Source organism: Vagococcus allomyrinae (assembly GCF_017829975.1).
Taxonomy (GTDB): domain Bacteria; phylum Bacillota; class Bacilli; order Lactobacillales; family Vagococcaceae; genus Vagococcus_D; species Vagococcus_D allomyrinae.
The window spans coordinates 220,533-236,687 of record NZ_JAEEGA010000009.1; the positions used below are offsets into that span (position 1 = coordinate 220,533).

At 38.9% G+C, this 16,155-nt stretch carries 16 protein-coding genes; 8 read left to right on the forward strand and 8 right to left on the reverse strand.

Annotated elements, in window-relative coordinates; genetic code table 11:
- Positions 1-19: 19 nt before the first annotated feature.
- The 5 genes from I6N95_RS14875 to rhaD all read left to right on the forward strand — a co-directional run bounded on the left by I6N95_RS14875 (position 20) and on the right by rhaD (position 3,249).
- Complete coding sequence (locus tag I6N95_RS14875; RefSeq protein WP_209529345.1) at positions 20-481, forward strand: PTS sugar transporter subunit IIA; 462 nt, start codon at positions 20-22, stop codon at positions 479-481.
- 17 nt (positions 482-498) lie between these two features.
- Positions 499-789: a PTS sugar transporter subunit IIB gene (locus tag I6N95_RS14880; RefSeq protein WP_209529347.1), complete on the forward strand. Its 291-nt coding sequence runs from the start codon at positions 499-501 to the stop codon at positions 787-789.
- A 24-nt stretch (positions 790-813) separates the two neighbouring features.
- Positions 814-2,181 (forward strand): PTS galactitol transporter subunit IIC, encoded by a 1,368-nt coding sequence (locus tag I6N95_RS14885; RefSeq protein WP_209529349.1) that lies wholly within the window; start codon positions 814-816, stop codon positions 2,179-2,181.
- Positions 2,182-2,195: 14 nt separating this feature from the next.
- Positions 2,196-2,381: a hypothetical protein gene (locus I6N95_RS14890; RefSeq protein WP_209529351.1), complete on the forward strand. Its 186-nt coding sequence runs from the start codon at positions 2,196-2,198 to the stop codon at positions 2,379-2,381.
- Between the two features lie 76 nt (positions 2,382-2,457).
- Positions 2,458-3,249, forward strand: a complete 792-nt coding sequence (rhaD, locus tag I6N95_RS14895; protein WP_209529353.1) for a rhamnulose-1-phosphate aldolase — start codon at positions 2,458-2,460, stop codon at positions 3,247-3,249.
- A 220-nt stretch (positions 3,250-3,469) separates the two neighbouring features.
- On the opposite strand, the gene I6N95_RS14900 is transcribed toward rhaD, so the two are convergent.
- From I6N95_RS14900 to I6N95_RS14930, 7 genes are all read right to left on the reverse strand, one after another.
- A complete protein-coding gene (locus I6N95_RS14900) occupies positions 3,470-4,024 on the reverse strand; it encodes an SIS domain-containing protein (RefSeq protein ID WP_209529355.1) in 555 nt (184 codons plus the stop codon).
- Complete coding sequence (locus I6N95_RS14905; protein WP_209529357.1) at positions 4,017-5,060, reverse strand: galactitol-1-phosphate 5-dehydrogenase; 1,044 nt, start codon at positions 5,058-5,060, stop codon at positions 4,017-4,019. The genes I6N95_RS14900 and I6N95_RS14905 overlap by 8 nt, the downstream gene beginning before the upstream one ends.
- Positions 5,061-5,079: 19 nt before the next feature.
- Positions 5,080-5,907 carry a PTS system mannose/fructose/sorbose family transporter subunit IID gene (locus tag I6N95_RS14910; protein ID WP_209529359.1) on the reverse strand — a complete coding sequence of 276 codons (828 nt, stop codon included), beginning with the start codon at positions 5,905-5,907 and terminating at the stop codon, positions 5,080-5,082.
- Positions 5,908-5,909: 2 nt separating this feature from the next.
- Entirely contained in the window at positions 5,910-6,665 is a 756-nt protein-coding gene (locus tag I6N95_RS14915) for a PTS mannose/fructose/sorbose/N-acetylgalactosamine transporter subunit IIC (protein ID WP_209529361.1), read from the reverse strand.
- Between the two features lie 13 nt (positions 6,666-6,678).
- Positions 6,679-7,155: a PTS sugar transporter subunit IIB gene (locus tag I6N95_RS14920; protein ID WP_209529363.1), complete on the reverse strand. Its 477-nt coding sequence runs from the start codon at positions 7,153-7,155 to the stop codon at positions 6,679-6,681.
- A gap of 3 nt (positions 7,156-7,158) precedes the next feature.
- Positions 7,159-7,575, reverse strand: coding sequence for a PTS sugar transporter subunit IIA (locus I6N95_RS14925; protein WP_209529364.1), 417 nt, complete (start codon positions 7,573-7,575; stop codon positions 7,159-7,161).
- A gap of 119 nt (positions 7,576-7,694) precedes the next feature.
- On the reverse strand, positions 7,695-10,211 hold the full coding sequence (locus tag I6N95_RS14930) for a sigma-54-dependent transcriptional regulator (protein ID WP_245249539.1): 2,517 nt from the start codon (positions 10,209-10,211) through the stop codon (positions 7,695-7,697).
- A 521-nt stretch (positions 10,212-10,732) separates the two neighbouring features.
- Here I6N95_RS14930 and I6N95_RS14935 point away from each other — a divergent pair.
- A complete protein-coding gene (locus tag I6N95_RS14935; RefSeq protein WP_209529366.1) occupies positions 10,733-11,584 on the forward strand; it encodes a transglutaminase domain-containing protein in 852 nt (283 codons plus the stop codon).
- Positions 11,585-11,832: 248 nt separating this feature from the next.
- On the opposite strand, the gene I6N95_RS14940 is transcribed toward I6N95_RS14935, so the two are convergent.
- Positions 11,833-12,765: a helix-turn-helix transcriptional regulator gene (locus I6N95_RS14940; RefSeq protein WP_209529368.1), complete on the reverse strand. Its 933-nt coding sequence runs from the start codon at positions 12,763-12,765 to the stop codon at positions 11,833-11,835.
- Between the two features lie 92 nt (positions 12,766-12,857).
- Between I6N95_RS14940 and I6N95_RS14945 the strand changes: the two genes are divergently transcribed.
- Positions 12,858-15,086 carry an ATP-binding cassette domain-containing protein gene (locus I6N95_RS14945; RefSeq protein WP_209529370.1) on the forward strand — a complete coding sequence of 743 codons (2,229 nt, stop codon included), beginning with the start codon at positions 12,858-12,860 and terminating at the stop codon, positions 15,084-15,086.
- 870 nt (positions 15,087-15,956) lie between these two features.
- Positions 15,957-16,155 (forward strand): hypothetical protein (locus tag I6N95_RS14950; protein WP_209529371.1); only part of this gene is annotated, 199 nt, incomplete at its 3' end.

The window sequence follows — 16,155 nt, forward strand, 5'->3', positions numbered from 1 at the left end:
CGGCATGGGAGTGTAACCGATGGAAAGTTTAATTTCAAAAGACTATATTTTTGTGAAAAAAACCTATGAAAATAGTGATGAAGTGTTTGAGGATTTAGGCAAATTATTAATCAATCAAGGTTATGCCAAGCCTACCTATATAGACGCACTAAAAACCCGAGAGGAAAAATTTCCAACAGGGCTATTAACCAATGGGTTAGGTGTTGCCATTCCACATACAGAGGCCTCACAAGTAATAAAATCACGGATTGTTGTAGCAAAATTAACCAAACCTGTACATTTTAACGAGATGGGCAAAGTTGCAACGCCGATTGATGTTGACATGATCATTATGTTAGCGTTGAATGATGGAAAAAAACATTTAGAAGCCTTGCAAAAGATAATCTCGATCGTAGGCAATCATGAGTTACTTAAGGCATTAGAAAGTGCTGATACTTGCGATGCAATATATGACGTATTTGACGAAGTGATCAATAGTTAAAAGAGGAGAGAAGAGAAATGAAAACAATTATCGTAGCATGTGGTGGTGGAATCGCCACCTCACAAACTGTGGCAGTAAAATTAGGCAATCTGTTAGAAGAAGCGGGAATTCGCAAAAATGAATTTAACATTGAGGCAATTAATATCAACTCCATTCCCTCATATGAAAATGTAGCCGATTTATATGTGTCTATATCACCAATCGGCGAAAAACAATACTCATTACCTACTTTTAGTGGGGTGCCATTTTTGACCGGGATTGGTGCTAAAGAAGAATTGGAAAAAATTCTTGCAGAATTTAAGAAATAACAACACGCTTGAGGAGGAGAATAAATGGAAATTATTCAAACGATCTTTCAAAGTATCATTGATCTAGGAGCCCCAGTATTTCTGCCAATTATTTTAACCATTATTGGAACACTATTAGGAATGAAGTTTTCAAAAGCCTTTGCAGCAGGTTTAATTTTAGGGGTTGCTCTAGTCGGTATGGGAATGGTCATGGATTTCATGACAGCTAATGTTGGGGCTGCGGCACAAGCGTTTATCAAAAATACAGGGGTGGAACTAAAGGCCCTCGATATGGGATGGGCGCCAGCTTTAGGCTTAGTCTGGACATGGGAGTATGCGTTCCTCATGTTTCCTGTCCAAATCATCATTAACGTGTTGATGTTAGCCTTTAATTTGACTAATTGCTTAAACATGGATATGTGGAATGTGGCAAACAAAGTCTGTACAGCCTTTTTGATCACTTATGTAAGTGGAAATATCTACCTTGGATTTGCGCTAGCCATCCTTCAATGTATATTAGAACTTAAAAACGCTGACTATACTCGTTACCGCTTGGAAAAACTATCCGGTATTCCAGGAGTGTCAATGCCTCATCCAATGTTTTTAGCGGGGATTTGGTTCTACCCCTTCACCCATTTAATGGATGTCCTATTACCAGATAAGGTGAACATTGATGCTCAAAAAATTCGTGACAAAATCGGTGTCTTTGGCGAAAACCATATTATGGGGTTCCTAGTGGGATGTTTTATCGGTATTTTTGGCGGTTATGATATTCCAGCCATTTTAACTTTAGGAGTTCAAGCTGGAACAGCTTTGACATTATTTCCTTTAGTTGCCAAATTATTTACAACATCACTAACCCCTATTAGTGAAGGAGCTACGGAATTTATGAAACGTAAATTTGCTGGCCGTGAATTTACGATTGGCTTAGATTGGCCAATTATGGCTGGGCGCTCTGAACATTGGTTGCTAATGATTCTTGCTATACCTGTTATCTTTATCTACGCCATTTTTTTACCAGGTAATATCGTCTTACCTTTTGGTGGTTTGATGGAGATATGTCTGATCGTTCCGTTATTCTATTTAACGATGGGCAACTTAGTAAAAATGGCCATCGGAACGCTGATAGGTATTCCGATTCACCTTTATGCTGCCTCGTACTTTGCGCCGCATTTTACCAAGCTTGCTGAAACTACAGGGGGTGCCACTGTTCCTAAAGGCCAAATGTTAGCTTGGTTGGGAATGGATATTTCTGAATTGCGTTGGATTTTTGCGACGGCTTCTCAAGGCAATGTTATTGGAATAGTGTTTGCCGTCGTGACCATTCCCCTAGCAATCTATTATTTTAAATCAATAAAAAAGGAAGATCAAAAGTATGCGGCAGAATTAGGTTATGACATTAAACCAAAATAAAATGAGGTGACGAGATGCTTAAAAAAGGACTGTTTATATTCTTTACATTGCTATCTGCGATTTTCTTAGTCATAAGTGTGATATCGTGGAATATCTATCTTGGAGGGTGTGCCTTTGTTATGGCGGTGTCATTGACTCGCTTTTTAGATGCCGATATTAAAAGAAGAGCGCCCCATGAGGCTATTGAAAAAAGTAATTAGTCAGCGTAAACACCGTCTCTCTGACCATTAGGAACCTGATTAACTATCGACAAAATGAAGGGAAGTAGAGGATATTATGACTAAGTTTAGTGATTCTGTACTATTAGAAGAAGCAAAGAAAACCTGTCATTATTTTTGGCAGTCAGGTTGGGGAGAGTTTCATGCAGGCAATCTCAGTTATTTATTAGATGAGGTGGAACTAGCTAAATTCTCTAGTGATTTTACTTTAAAGCGGGAAATACCTGTAACCTTTTCCACCGAAGGGTTAGCTGGTAGAGTATTTCTCGTAACGAGAAGTGGAGCTGTTTTTCGTAAGATTTTACAGAATCCTGAAGAAGATTTTGGGGTTATTCGAGTAAGAAACGGCTATTTGGAAGTCTTGTGGGGGTTCGCCAATGACCAACGACCGACAAGTGAACTCTCAGCACACCTACAATGTCACAGTAAACGCTTGGCTGCTAACGATAAAAATCGCTTAGTTTTGCATTGTCATCCGACTTATACGATCGCGATGACATTTGCTCATCAATTGGATCAACAAAAATTTACTGAAACTCTTTGGCGTTTAAATTCGGAGTGTGTTCTTGTTTTTCCTGATGGCCTGGGTTTATTGCCTTGGATGGTCTGTGGAGACGGCGCGATTGGCGCAGAGACCGCAAAAAAAATGAAGGATCATCGAATTGTGATTTGGCCCTATCATGGAATGTTTGCCTCTGGTGAAAGCTTTGATGAAGTTATTGGCTTAATCGAAACCATTGAAAAGAATGCTCAAATATACATGTTAACGCAACAAGCCCTGAATCCTGGCATTCAGACAGAACAGGTGAGGGAATTGGCTAAAGCATTTGAGGTTGAGATGTATTATTAATAAATACATGATATTAAATAATCAGACAGATAGTTCCATTGGATAATTCGCATAATCAGACCACAAGAGAGGAACTTTCAGATTTTTTCTAGTTGGAAGTTTAACGGTAAAGAGGGATTATTTAATAGGAACCATATAGAACACTAGTTATAACTGGTTACTACAGGAGCCTAACTCAAGGCCATGAAGCTCCTGTAGTAACAATCAGCTACTAAACAACCTATTCCAAATTAGCATGTTGCTTCTTTAAATCCTCAAAAGTCAAACCTTTAATCTCGGCTAATTCTAGAGATAAAATATCATGGTATAACATCAAACCTTGTTCGAAGACGGTTGTCATTGGTTGAATTGAAGTAAAGGCTTGTGAACTTTTCGAAGGACTCTGAAAAGTGACAATACCATCAGCCAACTTGGCAATCGTGCTTTCTGAATTAGAAGTGAGATGCCAAATTTTTGCGCCCAACTCTTTGGCTTTAATGGAAATACCTTTTGGGAATAATGATTCTCCTGAGGCACTGCCAACAACAAGTAGGTCATTTTTTGTAATAGGCGGTTCGTTTAAATCACCGACCATATGACAATTGATGCCTAAATGAGTGAACCGTTTAACGGCAGTTTCTAAAGCCATTTTTACGCGCCCAACACCTATAAAGAATACTTGATCTGCGGCTAAAAGAGCTTTTAGATAGTCATCTGTTTCTACCACAGATACTTTTTCGAGTAAATAGTTAAGTTCTTCGATGACACCTTGTCTATATTCTTGATAATTACTCATTGATCATCAACACCTTACAATAGAATTCTTTTTGTTCATGAATCATGTCAAATGCTGCGGGTAGTTCTTCCAAGGAGACTCTGTGAGTGACTAAAGGTATTAAGTTTAATTTTTTGCTAGCGATGGCCTCAGCAGTAATGGACCATTCATTTTTGGGAAAATGATCCCAGATACTGTTAAACATCCCAATAATAGTGCCTTCTTTGCGCATAAACTGATCGTAGGTTTCTTTTTTTAAGGTCATATCAGAATGCGGATTTCCTAATAGAACAACTTTTCCAAAGGTGCGAATACTTCTTGCACAAGCATCGAAAGCAGCGGAAGAGCCTGTGGCTTCAATGGCGATATCTGCTAAATTTCCTTGAAAAATCTCCAAAAGATAGTCTTCTGGAGCGACCTTTTGACTGTTAAGGACATGGTCAAATCCCAGATTTTTGGCAAAATCAACTTTCATTTGATCAATATCAATTAGAACCACTTTTCCAGCACCATTGATCATAGCCCATTGAGCAACCATTAAGCCGATTGGGCCAGCACCATAAATGACGATTTTATCTCCAAGAGTAACTTTTGCCTTATTAACGACATGTTGGGCAACTGTCGCAGGTTCAACCATCGCCCCTTCCTCGTATGTCACATGATCTTCCAAAAGCACCAGATTTTCAACTGGCACAGCTAGGTATTCCTCAAATCCACCATCTGTTCGCGAGCCAAAATAGTTGTAATTTTTGCATTGAGCATAATAGCCAGATTGACAAAACTCGCATTTTCTACAGGGGATTAAGGGGAAGATTGCCGCTTTTCTGGCTAAGAACCTTTCAGAAACACCAGGTCCTAATGCAATAATTTTTCCAGCAAACTCGTGTCCCAACACAGTTGGAAAATGGTAGGAGCCGGTAACAAACGTCCTTGGAATATCCGACCCACAAATACCGCAAGCAATATTATGAAGTAGCACCTCACCAGATTTAGGGATTGGTTTTTCTTTTTCTACTAAGACTTGTTTGCCAATTGCCTGTAATTCGACAGCTTTCATTATGAATCTTCCTCTCTATTTAACTTGGTAATCCTAAAATGCCTGCGTATGACAGGAGGATTCCGGCCGCAAAAATGATTAAGATGATAATATTGATGTTTACTTTTTTTCGAACTAACCAATAAACAAAAAGTGTGACACCTAAAGGAAGTAATCCTGGCATAAGGGCATCAAGCACTTGACTTTGAATAGCTAACTCCGTTTCACTGAACTTAAGAACTGTCGGAATTGTAACATTTACCCGCGAAGCCGTCATACATCCGACCACCATCAGACCGACCATGCTAAAAATCTCCGTTAAGCGATTGATGGTTCCTTCTCGTAACATGGTTAAAATAAACGATTTTCCCTTTTGATAACCTAAACGATACATGGTCCAACTACAAGCAATCATACAAATTTTGTAGACGATTTCGAAGAAGATCGGCCCCACAAAACTTCCTTCAATGGCAATTGAGCAAGCAATTCCACCTAGTATTGGATATAAAATCCCCTGGCTTACAGTGTCACCTATTCCCGCAATCGGCCCCATTAATCCAGTTCGTAACGAGGTGATAGAGTCTTCAGTAATATCTTCAGCCCCATTTGCTCTTTGTTCTTCCATTGCAGATGCAATGCCTGGAATTACGGTTCCAGCAAAAGAAAACTCTGTGTTGTAAAAAACAAAATATTTTTTTAGTTCCTTGACTTGACGTTCTTTATCATTAGGGTAAAGCTTTCTAATAACTGGAACCATTGCATTGGCTTGGCCTAATGCTTGTAAACGTTCATAGTTATAGCAGGATTCGCTTGAATAGGTTAAGGCGTAATTTTTCAACAATTCTTTTTTTGTTAATTTGACTTCCATTTTTATGCCCCCTTACTTTTAGGTTTGATATCTAAGAAACCAGTATTGTAAAAAACCACACCCATTACGGCAGCTAGACCAGTAATGGCCATTACATCAAATTTCAAGTAAACCGTTAGTAAAAATCCTAAGAAATAGAATGGCATGATTTTTTTCTTGCCCATAAAGCTTAACAACATGGCAATTCCCAATGCTGGCATTAATGCTCCGACAACTTGCAACGCTTCAACAAATGAGTCAGGTATCATGTTTAATAAATTTTGCATAGGTTCTGCTCCGAAATACACTAAAACAAATGCTGGAATACCAACCACTAAGGTATTTAGAATACCTGAGGGCACAAAGTTCATCAATCTCATTCCGGTAATATTCCCTTTGTCTAAAAACTCCTCTGCTTTGTGGACCCAAAGTGCATTGAGTGACATCGTCAATTGATTGGTTAAAATTCCGAATAGACTAAAAGGAACAGCAAAACCAACAGCCAGACTTGGGTCAGCCCCAGAAAGAATCGTCATTGCCGTTCCAAAGACAGCGGCTACAGGCAAATTCCCTGGCATTGTCCCACCAGCAGTAATCCATCCGAGATAAGCCAAGTTGATGTAGGCGGCTGCTTGCATGCCATTTACTGGATCTCCCATAGCCAGCGCGACTAAAGTTCCCGTAACAATCGGATAGTCCCAGGTACGAGTAAGCAAATGAGATGGTTTCCAGCTAGAAAAAACAGCAATAATTCCAACGATAATAGCAGATAGTAACATCTTTGTTCCTCCTTTATAAATATTTATCTAAACGAACTGCTTTTTGATCCGGAATGACGTGGATATCAATCGACATTCCAGCTTTGATTAACTTTTTAAAAATAGCCCTTTCATCGTCAGACGCAGAGATGTTTTTGTAGAGAACACTTCGATTTTCTTTAGCTCCCATCCCACCAACAATCATTTCTGTGATTTGGCAGTCATTTTCCAAAAGGCTTTCGATAACTCTAGGGCCTTTTACTAAAATGATCACTTTTTTATCTGTATTTGGAATATCCCTAACAAATGAAATGGCCTGCGCAACTGATTTCACCTGGATGTCAATGTCTGCGGGAGCGGACATTTTTAAAAGTTCTGACATAAAGTCATCTTTTGCAACATCATCGTCAATAATTAAAATTTGATTTCCTCTTTTTTTCTTGACCCAAGCTGTCATTACTTGACCGTGAATCAAACGATCATCTACTCTGGTTAATACAATTTCACCCATCGTTTACCCTTCCTTTCCCATTGTTTCAAATAGTTCTTTAATGCCATCTTTTCCAACTGCTTGCACATGTTTAGCTAATTCATCAAGTGACATAACATCTCGATTAGCAACCGCTTCGATCACCATCGGTAGATTGACGCCTGTGATAGATCGATAATTCACTTCATCTTTCAGTTCTTTGTAGTTTTGTGCGGTAACGTTGTATGGGCTTGCGCCAAAAATGTCACACAAAACCAAAACGCCATCGTTCATCGCTAACTCACGCATCTTTTCAGCGACTTCTTTTTTATAATCATCAATACTGGTTTCGTGGAAGAGACATAAGCAATCAACATTATCTGCTTCACCATAAATCAAGTTCAATGCTGAAACATAGCCTTTAGCTAGTTCTCCATGAGTTAGAATTAAAATTCCGATCATTTGAACACCTCCTTAGTGGAATAATAGCAATTATCATGCCAAAAAATAAAAACCTTGTTAGACAAGGTTTTATCGTACATATTCGGTTGTGTGCCGAGGGAACTATCAGTGTGCCATGACTAGTGTGCCAACCCAGTGCAATTAACACTGACCAACTCCATTATATAAGTGATCTCGCTGTCGTTGACGCTTATAGCAAATCTATTTTCGAGGGAATCGAACTGTTTTTTCAAAAAAGCATAAAGAACGGGATTGCTTTCCATTATGTCGTGAACGTTTTCTCGTTCAAATTGTTCTTTTCGAATTGCTCGTTCTAACAAGTTGCTGGCATGAAACAAATATTTAATCCAAAAGGCTGGATAGTTATCAATTATAAATTTATTACCGATCGCCATTGCTTGCTTTTCTAGTAAGTCATATACGATTGAGGCATCTAAAAAGTTTAAATTTTCTTCTAGTATACAGATAATTTTTCGTTTGCGATCAATTTCATTGGTCCTACTTTCTTCTAGTTCCGTTATTTCCACGACACTATTCCCAATATAGCCACTTTGCTCGACAATATCTTGCGTTAACCTCTCTAAAGACATTTTAGGAAGTAATGCTTTTCTGTTCGCTTCAATGGCCATTGGGGTTGTCACCATCTTAATCGTTTTAGTCGGGATACCAGTTTTTTTGGTGATGATATCGCCAAATAGATTTAATGATCCCATATCACTTAGAAGGACAACACCTTTGCCTTGATCAATTTGTTGCACAAGAGCTGTTGCCTTTTCCAAGGCCTCGCCAACAGATTGTGCTAAAGGCATGTTCAAGCCTTTAGCATGGTCAACATCTAATATCTGATTAGCAGTTTTGGCCAGATCACTGGCTGCTTGTTCTCCGTGCATCAAAATGAGTACACCAATCTTTTTTTCTGAATATCGCTCATTCATGGCTTTTAAATACAGCGAAATGAAGTAGATCTCACTTTTAGGCAAACGAATATTAAGTTGATCAGATATTTCTTGGTGTATCAGCCGAGCAATCGTCATTTCTCTAGCCAATTCATTTTTAGCGTAGACATTTTCTTCGTTGAAGGAAGCTTCTTTAAACGAGTATCCTTCACCAATTTTTTCAATCAAGGTATCCAAGTGTAAAGCGAGACTTTTGATATTGCTGTCATCAAGCGGATAGTCTTCAGCATCAGAAATCTTTTTCAGGATGGCCATCGTTACCTCGTAATTTTTGCGAGAGACGATTTTGAAAAGAGGTTGTTGATATTTCCGATTGTTTGAGGCCAATTGTGAAGCTTTCCCTTGGATCAGCTCTCTTAAAGAAGAGATGTTCTCTTCTTTATGCAAATACTTTTCGTAAATATCCAGGACGTCATTAGAGATACTTGTTTCTTCAACTAAGATAAATGGGTTTGATCGCTCTTTATCATCTGGCGAAAATACAAAATCAGAAATTTGCAGCATTTTCAATTTTTCTTTCATTTCATTTTCCGACATAGTATCAGAATGTGCAAAATAGAATTGATCAATCAAATAGGTTGAGAGATGGGATAATTTTATATGAATGTCAGGATCGTTTTTTGCTAGACTTTCCACTAAAGCATTGGCACAAAGCAGTTGGATATCATTTCGTAGCTGACCAATATTACCGATCGTATCGTATTGAAGAAAGAAGCGAATAACATCCTCATTAACAATTAACTTTTTACCTATTTTTTTTGATTCTTGATTAAATGAAAAATGAACCAGTTGGATTTTTTCGTTGATACCTCTTTCTTTAACACTAGGCATCGAAATAACCAAAGGAATTCTACGCAGAAATGTTGACAGGATAGTTCCTTGAATGTCTTCAGTCGTGGCGCCGATAATCAGAACATTCACCTTTCTTGTGATGTCTGTTTCTCCCAATCGATAGAACTCCCCACGATCGATAATTGAAAATAACATTTCTTGTCCTTCAGCAGGTAGCCGATGAATCTCATCTAAAAATAAAATCCCACCATCTGCGGTTTCAACCACACCGATCTTATCCTCGTTAGCACCAGTAAAGGCATTTTTTTTGTGTCCAAACAATTGATCAAGTAGCAGTTGTTGATTATTGGAGTAATCAGCACAATTAAACACGATAAATGGAGCGTCACTTTTGACAGTTTTGGCGTGGACCGCGTATTGATACATAAATGATGCAAAAGTTGTTTTACCTGAACCTGATGGCCCAGTAATCAATGTATGTAAACCATGAGGGGGATATAACAGGGCTGCTTTGGCTTGCTTAACAGCATTAGAAAGAGAGCCGTCATATCCGATAAGTTCACTAAAAGGGTAGTCCGAGGAAATAGTTGGTTGTCCACTGACTAAATAGTCGGAAAAAGCATCCAGATTTTCAAACTCGAGTTGCTTTATCGGCTGATTCAAATGATCTTCTACCTCTTGTTTGCTTAAAAAAAATACCGGACGTCCCACAATTTTGATTGCTAGTTCTTCTTCAACTAGTTTATTAAGTTCTCTGCTGACGTTATAGCGAACAATTCCAAGGGCTTCTGAAATTGACTGCGCATCTGTTTGTAATTTATCCTTAGTCACAAAAAACTGAATGGTCATAGATTGAAGATAGTGATAGATGTCTTCTTTTCTTCCCAAATCCTTTTCTCCTTTATAAATTATTCGTAACGCGATGAAAGTGCTGTCATTTTTTCTGGTTGAGACTTGCAACTGAAAGCCTTAAATTTATCCTACATTCTACAGGATAATATTAGTTATGACAACTAGACTAGAAAAAAATCCACAATTATCAAAATAAATCGATCAATTTTAAGCTCTTTTGATTTTTCCAGAAAGGTTGTTTTTGCCCTTTAGAATCACCTTGTTTACAGCTAATTATTAGGGAATAGATGATGGATGAGACCATAAACAGTCTATTAAAATGTTGATTGACTTCTTTTCGCTGAAAGTTCTTTCAGCTATTCGGTTATAATTAGCGGTTCTTATAACGCATTGTTAACGAACGGAGGGCATGATATGCTTTATTCCGCAATAAAATGAACAGAAAGCAATCAACCAATAGAGGTGAGTAAATGAAGCGAAAAAGCAGAAGGCGCTCTTCAAACAACACCCATTCTCAACGATCTTCCATTAAGATAAACGATAGAAGATATCGGGAAATGAAGGCCCAAAAAACTCAAAAAAGACGAAAAATCATTATGGTGGTTTGCCTGATCGTTATTGCTATCACAAGTACCTTAGGTAGTTTGATTGTTCAACATCAACTTAGTGAGAAGCAACTACTAGCCATTACTACCGGGGCAAACATGACAAACGAGCTTTCTAAGCTATTTTCAACTGCTCTTTTAAGTGGTAAAGAAGAAGTGGATCTTTCAGCTTTTTCGATGTCAGACAAGGAATTGACGGCGGATTTAGTAAAAAATGCCTACAGTGAAGCTTATTTTCAAAGTCCCTATATGATTGGGACAACCGAACGTTTAAAGAATTACGATGAAACAACCAAAATAGCCACAATTGACTATGATATAAATGAGTGGCAGCGCAAAAGAAAACAAGTGAAAGCACATCGAAAAGTTCAGGCGATTGTAAAAGATAAAATTTATTATGAGATGGATGATTTACAAAAAGCGCAAGTCTTAAATGATTACTTATGTGAGACGATCACTTACAGTAAAAGAAGTGAATTGCTTGGTACAGCAGATGATATTCGGAATGTTTATGGCGCCATCATCGAAAAAAAAGCGGTGTGTCTAGGATATGCCTATGCTTATAAGGCTTTGATGGACGAGGTGGGAATTCCTTGTGTAGTCGTAGTGGGACATGCAAGAGAATATCATGCTTGGAACAAAATTAGCATAGACGGGAAATGGCGTGTGGTAGATGTGACTTGGAATGACTCTCCCCAAAATAAAAATCAGTACTTCAATTTGACCGATGCTGAAAATGCTGATCATGAGCAGTATGACTACTTTGTTCTTAGTGAATATGTTGCCGATTATATTGCTAATTGAGGGGTTAAACTTTTTTTAGACAAAGGAGTAGCCCTCAGTTGGAGGCTGAGGGCTAGGAGATGCTTAGTTATCTGAGATAACTAAACGAATGAAAAAGTTTTGTTAGGGTTGTTTGTTGGTATATGTATATAATAACGGGGAAATATGAAGAAGTTGTGAGGATAAATCAAGGATAGTGGGGATTTTTTGTTAAGGAAGCTGACTACTTTTTTATTTCAAGTTGCGTACGCCATGATAAAAATTAATGCTTATTGATAAGTCTTTAAAAGAGTATGGGCTTTATCTAAGAGCCAATCAATCATTTCTCTCGGCTCAATCACCTTTGCTTCGGCTCCCAGCTGAAGAACAAACTCGGCCGTAAAGTTCAAATCAGATTGGGCTAAGCGACCGTCAATGTAGCCACTGCCATCCTTATTAATCACTAGAGAGTCTCGTAAATAAGGGGCTTCAAGACATTTATTCACCCCAATTTCTCCCAGTTCAATCAAAAGCTTTAAGGTATCCTTAGGTTGATAGTCCGTTTCAATCGTTTTAAGAGGGACACTATTTTCAATGGGGTCCGCCAATTGGGTCACTGAAAGGACCCTGTCAATGCGATAATACCTTAAGTCATTTAGCGCCAAATCTCTGGCATACAAATACCATAACCCATTGCTTGCGTAGACGCCCATCGGTTCAAGTGTTTTTTCTGAGCGCTTAGTTTGAGAGTGATAGGTTACAAGCAGTCTGTTTTTAGACAAAGCTGCCGCCATTATCTCCGATAAAAAAGGTGTACTCACCATTTGTGGCGGTTGCCTTAATTGAAAGACCTCTGATAATTTTTCTAAGCGATTGCGTAGAGAGAGGGAGACGACAGACAATAATTTCTCGCGAGCGGCCGTCACATTTAGTTGGAAAGGGAAATCTTGAAAATCAGCTAAGGAAGACATGGCAAAAAATAAGGAGACAATCTCGTCTTCTAAAAAAAGGATAGGCGGCAATAACTGATTGTCTAAAACCTGAAACCCGCCGTAACGTCCTTGACTGGATTCAATGTACAGCCCCATATCAGCCAAATCCGCTAAATATCGATAGACACTACGAATAGATAAAGCAAACTCATCAGCTAATTCTTGGGCGGTAAACTGTTTTTTATTTTGAACATACCAAAGCATCTCATATAATTTTTGTGTGCGACTCATTTGATGATCTCCTTCCATTAATTTTTTAAACCTGACACGTTTTGTCATGTTATAAGTATATCATTAAGTCATCACAAAAAGGAGGATGACTGATGACAAAATCAATTATCATACAAGGCGCTACGACTAATAACTTAAAGGGGGTTAATTTAGCCATCGCTAAAAATCAAATTACGGCGTTTGTTGGTGTTTCCGGTTCAGGAAAAACCTCTTTAGTCATTAATACGATTGCCGCCGAAGCGCAACAACAACTGGCTGACACCTATCCTAGTTTCCTGCGTAATCGCCTGCCTCACTATGGCCGACCAGAAGTAACATCTATTGAAAATCTTTCGCCAGTCGTTATGGTGAATCAAAAATCTTTAGGGGATAACAGCCGTTCAACTGTGGGAACGGCCGCTGATATTAACCCAGCATTGAGACTCCTTTACTCCCGATTTGGCCAGCCGTTTGTTGGCTTTTCAGATCGCTTTTCTTTCAATAATCCAGCAGGTATGTGCGTGCATTGCCAAGGGCTTGGTCGGGTCCATACTTTTAGAATCCCTGAACTATTAGATCAGACTAAATCACTGAATGAGGGGGCCATTAATTTTCCAACTTTCGAACCAGGCAGTTATCGCTGGAAACGGTATGTCGATTCAGGGCTTTTTGATAATGAGAAAAAACTAGCGGATTATGCACCTGAAGAAATGGAAGTCCTTTTATATTCGGAACAGATGAAACCACCACATCCGAAAAAAAACTGGTACCGTTCTAGTCTCTATGAAGGGCTTATCCCCCGCATCCAAAGAACCTTCATTAAGAACCCGTCAAAAGGGTATCAAAAATATCAACCAGCCATTGAACGAATTAGTCAATCTGAACTGTGCCCTAAGTGTCAAGGGTATCGTTTAAATCAGGAAGTTTTAAGTTGTAAGCTTAATGGCTTACATATTGGCGAATGTCTTGAGCTAGAATTACGAGAGTTACAAGCGTTTATGACTCAACTCAAAGATTCGGAAGCCGGGCCGATTGTTGAGCAACTTCAGCGCCAAATAGGTTATCTGTGTCAAGTCGGGTTAAATTATTTAACCCTTGCTCGAGAGACCAGTTCCTTATCTGGTGGCGAGTCTCAACGAATTAAACTGGTCAGATATATCGGGAGTAGTTTAAGCGACATGTTGTATATTCTCGATGAACCAAGTATTGGCTTACACCCCTATGACATTCAAGCGATTCGTCAATTACTTACAGCCATTAAAGAAAAAGGCAATACGATGTTACTGATTGATCATGACGAAGAGATTATTCAGCTAGCTGAGACAATCGTTGAACTTGGACCAGAAGCAGGCGCTAAAGGTGGAGAAATTGTTGGTGTGATGGATTACCAAAGCTGGTTAACCAATCAAAAGCAGATCTCTGACCTTAAACGCAGAAAAAAGAAAATGACCATGGATCAGACATTTAAGGTTGACAGTTTGACCTTGAATAATTTGCAGAATGTCTCTATTTCACTTCCTAAAGAGGGCCTGATTGCGGTCACTGGTGTTGCCGGTTCAGGAAAAAGTTCCTTTGCAAAAGAATTAGCCAAAGCTTATCCTGACGAGACGGTCTACGTCGATCAAAAGAGCATTCGCGGGAGCCGGCGCTCGACCATTGCCAGTTATATTGAGCTGTTTGATCCGATTCGCCAGTTATTTGCTCAAGCCAATCAAGTGAAAAGTGGGCTGTTTAGTTTCAATGGTGGTGGTGCTTGTCCAAATTGCAAAGGGAAGGGCTTCATTGAAATCGAGCTGGCTTTTATGGAACCCGTTAGAAGCCGATGTGAGGCCTGTCAGGGAAAACGCTACAGCCAAGAAGCCCTTAGCTATCAGTATCGTGAGTTGGCGATTGATGAAGTCTTATCCTTAACATTAGTTGATGCTTCCTCGTTTTTTGAGGATCAGCCTAAGTGTCTCAAACCATTAACTTGGTTAAATAAAATTGGACTAGGTTACCTGACATTAGGGCAAACATTGGATACCTTATCCGGTGGCGAACTTCAGCGATTAAAGTTAGCTTTGCAATTAACCAATGAGTCCAAACTGTTTATTTTAGATGAACCTACAACAGGACTTAGTCGAAAAGACACAGCAGCATTATTCTCTATTTTTGATGAATTAATCGAAAAGAAGAACACCGTAATGGTGATTGAGCATCAGATAGATGTCGTTAGAGCAGCGGACTGGCTGATTGATTTTGGCCCTGGTTCTGGTAAAGAAGGAGGAAGGGTACTCTATGAAGGAAGGCCAGAAGAGGCTTGGCGGTGTGCTGAATCTTTGACTGGACGGTATTTGGTTTAGGCGTTTAGTTGAGATCGTTATGGAAAATCCAATCAACATGGAAAACAAGCTGGGACATAAAGTCGTTTTGCTCCGAGCAATCTTGAAGAAACCGAACAATCGGCTGTTTCGATTGCTCGGGTTTTGAGAAATTGCCGAGCCTTCAAATCTTAATGCTTTAGCATTTAGAACTTGTTGAGATCGAAGCGTAGCGTAGTGAGCAGACTTTTGGAGCGCGTCTATCGCACAATGTTCGTAAAAGTATCGGAGGTTGGGACTATTGTCCCAGCCTCTAAAGTTGTTGAAAAAGACAAAGGAGTAGCCCTCAGTTGGAGGCTGAGGGCTAGGAGATGTTTAGTTATCTGAGATAACTAAACCAATGAAAAAGTTTTGTTAGGGTTGTTTGTTGGTATACATTTATAATAACGGGAAAATATGAAGAAGTTGTGAGGATAAATCAAGGATAGTGGGGATTTTTTGTTAAGTAATTGCCATGACGTGCAATTTTATCACTGCTTACCTGCCTACTTTTTTGATTAGAGTAGGTAGTGCTAAAAGGCGCAATTATTAAGCCCTCTGTAAAGTGTAAAAACTGATAACTTGAAGGGTCTTAACCAATGATAGCGACACATTATACACGATTAGTTATCGTTTAGTTAGCGATGCTTAGCTTCAAAATAAACCAGATGACATCAATGTCATGTTGCCTTCTTGCTCTTTTCTCTATACTAATAAACAAGGAGGGACAACTGATCAGCATTGTTATGAACATCTTCTTTTAAAAGTGTTTGCTAACTATCCGCGAAGTAACGTAGTAGCGTCAACCTTTTTACTAGGAACTACCTATCAATTATTGAAACAACAGGATTTAAACTAAAGGAGAAAATGACCATGAAAAAGAAAATAAGTATCTTAATCGGAGTGCTAGTCGCCCTCATATTGTTAGGAAAGACCGTTATCAGTAGCGCTGAGACCAGTCTATTAACAAAAAAAGACTGGCAACTTGAAGACCAGTCGATAAACCGAATTGAAGTACTAAATAGCCCTCAAGAATTAGTGGTTGCCATTAAACAGTCTCAGGAAATGACAA

What these genes read in the sequence shown, in the direction of transcription:
- rhaD (WP_209529353.1), top strand. Translation starts at nt 2,458, where the DNA reads ATGACTAAGTTTAGTGATTCTGTACTATTAGAAGAAGCAAAGAAAACC.
- I6N95_RS14915 (WP_209529361.1), bottom strand. Translation starts at nt 6,665, where the DNA reads ATGTTACTATCTGCTATTATCGTTGGAATTATTGCTGTTTTTTCTAGC.
- I6N95_RS14920 (WP_209529363.1), bottom strand. Translation starts at nt 7,155, where the DNA reads ATGGGTGAAATTGTATTAACCAGAGTAGATGATCGTTTGATTCACGGT.
- I6N95_RS14910 (WP_209529359.1), bottom strand. Translation starts at nt 5,907, where the DNA reads ATGGAAGTCAAATTAACAAAAAAAGAATTGTTGAAAAATTACGCCTTA.
- I6N95_RS14925 (WP_209529364.1), bottom strand. Translation starts at nt 7,575, where the DNA reads ATGATCGGAATTTTAATTCTAACTCATGGAGAACTAGCTAAAGGCTAT.
- I6N95_RS14900 (WP_209529355.1), bottom strand. Translation starts at nt 4,024, where the DNA reads ATGAGTAATTATCAAGAATATAGACAAGGTGTCATCGAAGAACTTAAC.
- I6N95_RS14940 (WP_209529368.1), bottom strand. Translation starts at nt 12,765, where the DNA reads ATGAGTCGCACACAAAAATTATATGAGATGCTTTGGTATGTTCAAAAT.
- I6N95_RS14890 (WP_209529351.1), top strand. Translation starts at nt 2,196, where the DNA reads ATGCTTAAAAAAGGACTGTTTATATTCTTTACATTGCTATCTGCGATT.
- I6N95_RS14945 (WP_209529370.1), top strand. Translation starts at nt 12,858, where the DNA reads ATGACAAAATCAATTATCATACAAGGCGCTACGACTAATAACTTAAAG.
- I6N95_RS14880 (WP_209529347.1), top strand. Translation starts at nt 499, where the DNA reads ATGAAAACAATTATCGTAGCATGTGGTGGTGGAATCGCCACCTCACAA.
- I6N95_RS14875 (WP_209529345.1), top strand. Translation starts at nt 20, where the DNA reads ATGGAAAGTTTAATTTCAAAAGACTATATTTTTGTGAAAAAAACCTAT.
- I6N95_RS14935 (WP_209529366.1), top strand. Translation starts at nt 10,733, where the DNA reads ATGAAGGCCCAAAAAACTCAAAAAAGACGAAAAATCATTATGGTGGTT.
- I6N95_RS14905 (WP_209529357.1), bottom strand. Translation starts at nt 5,060, where the DNA reads ATGAAAGCTGTCGAATTACAGGCAATTGGCAAACAAGTCTTAGTAGAA.
- I6N95_RS14885 (WP_209529349.1), top strand. Translation starts at nt 814, where the DNA reads ATGGAAATTATTCAAACGATCTTTCAAAGTATCATTGATCTAGGAGCC.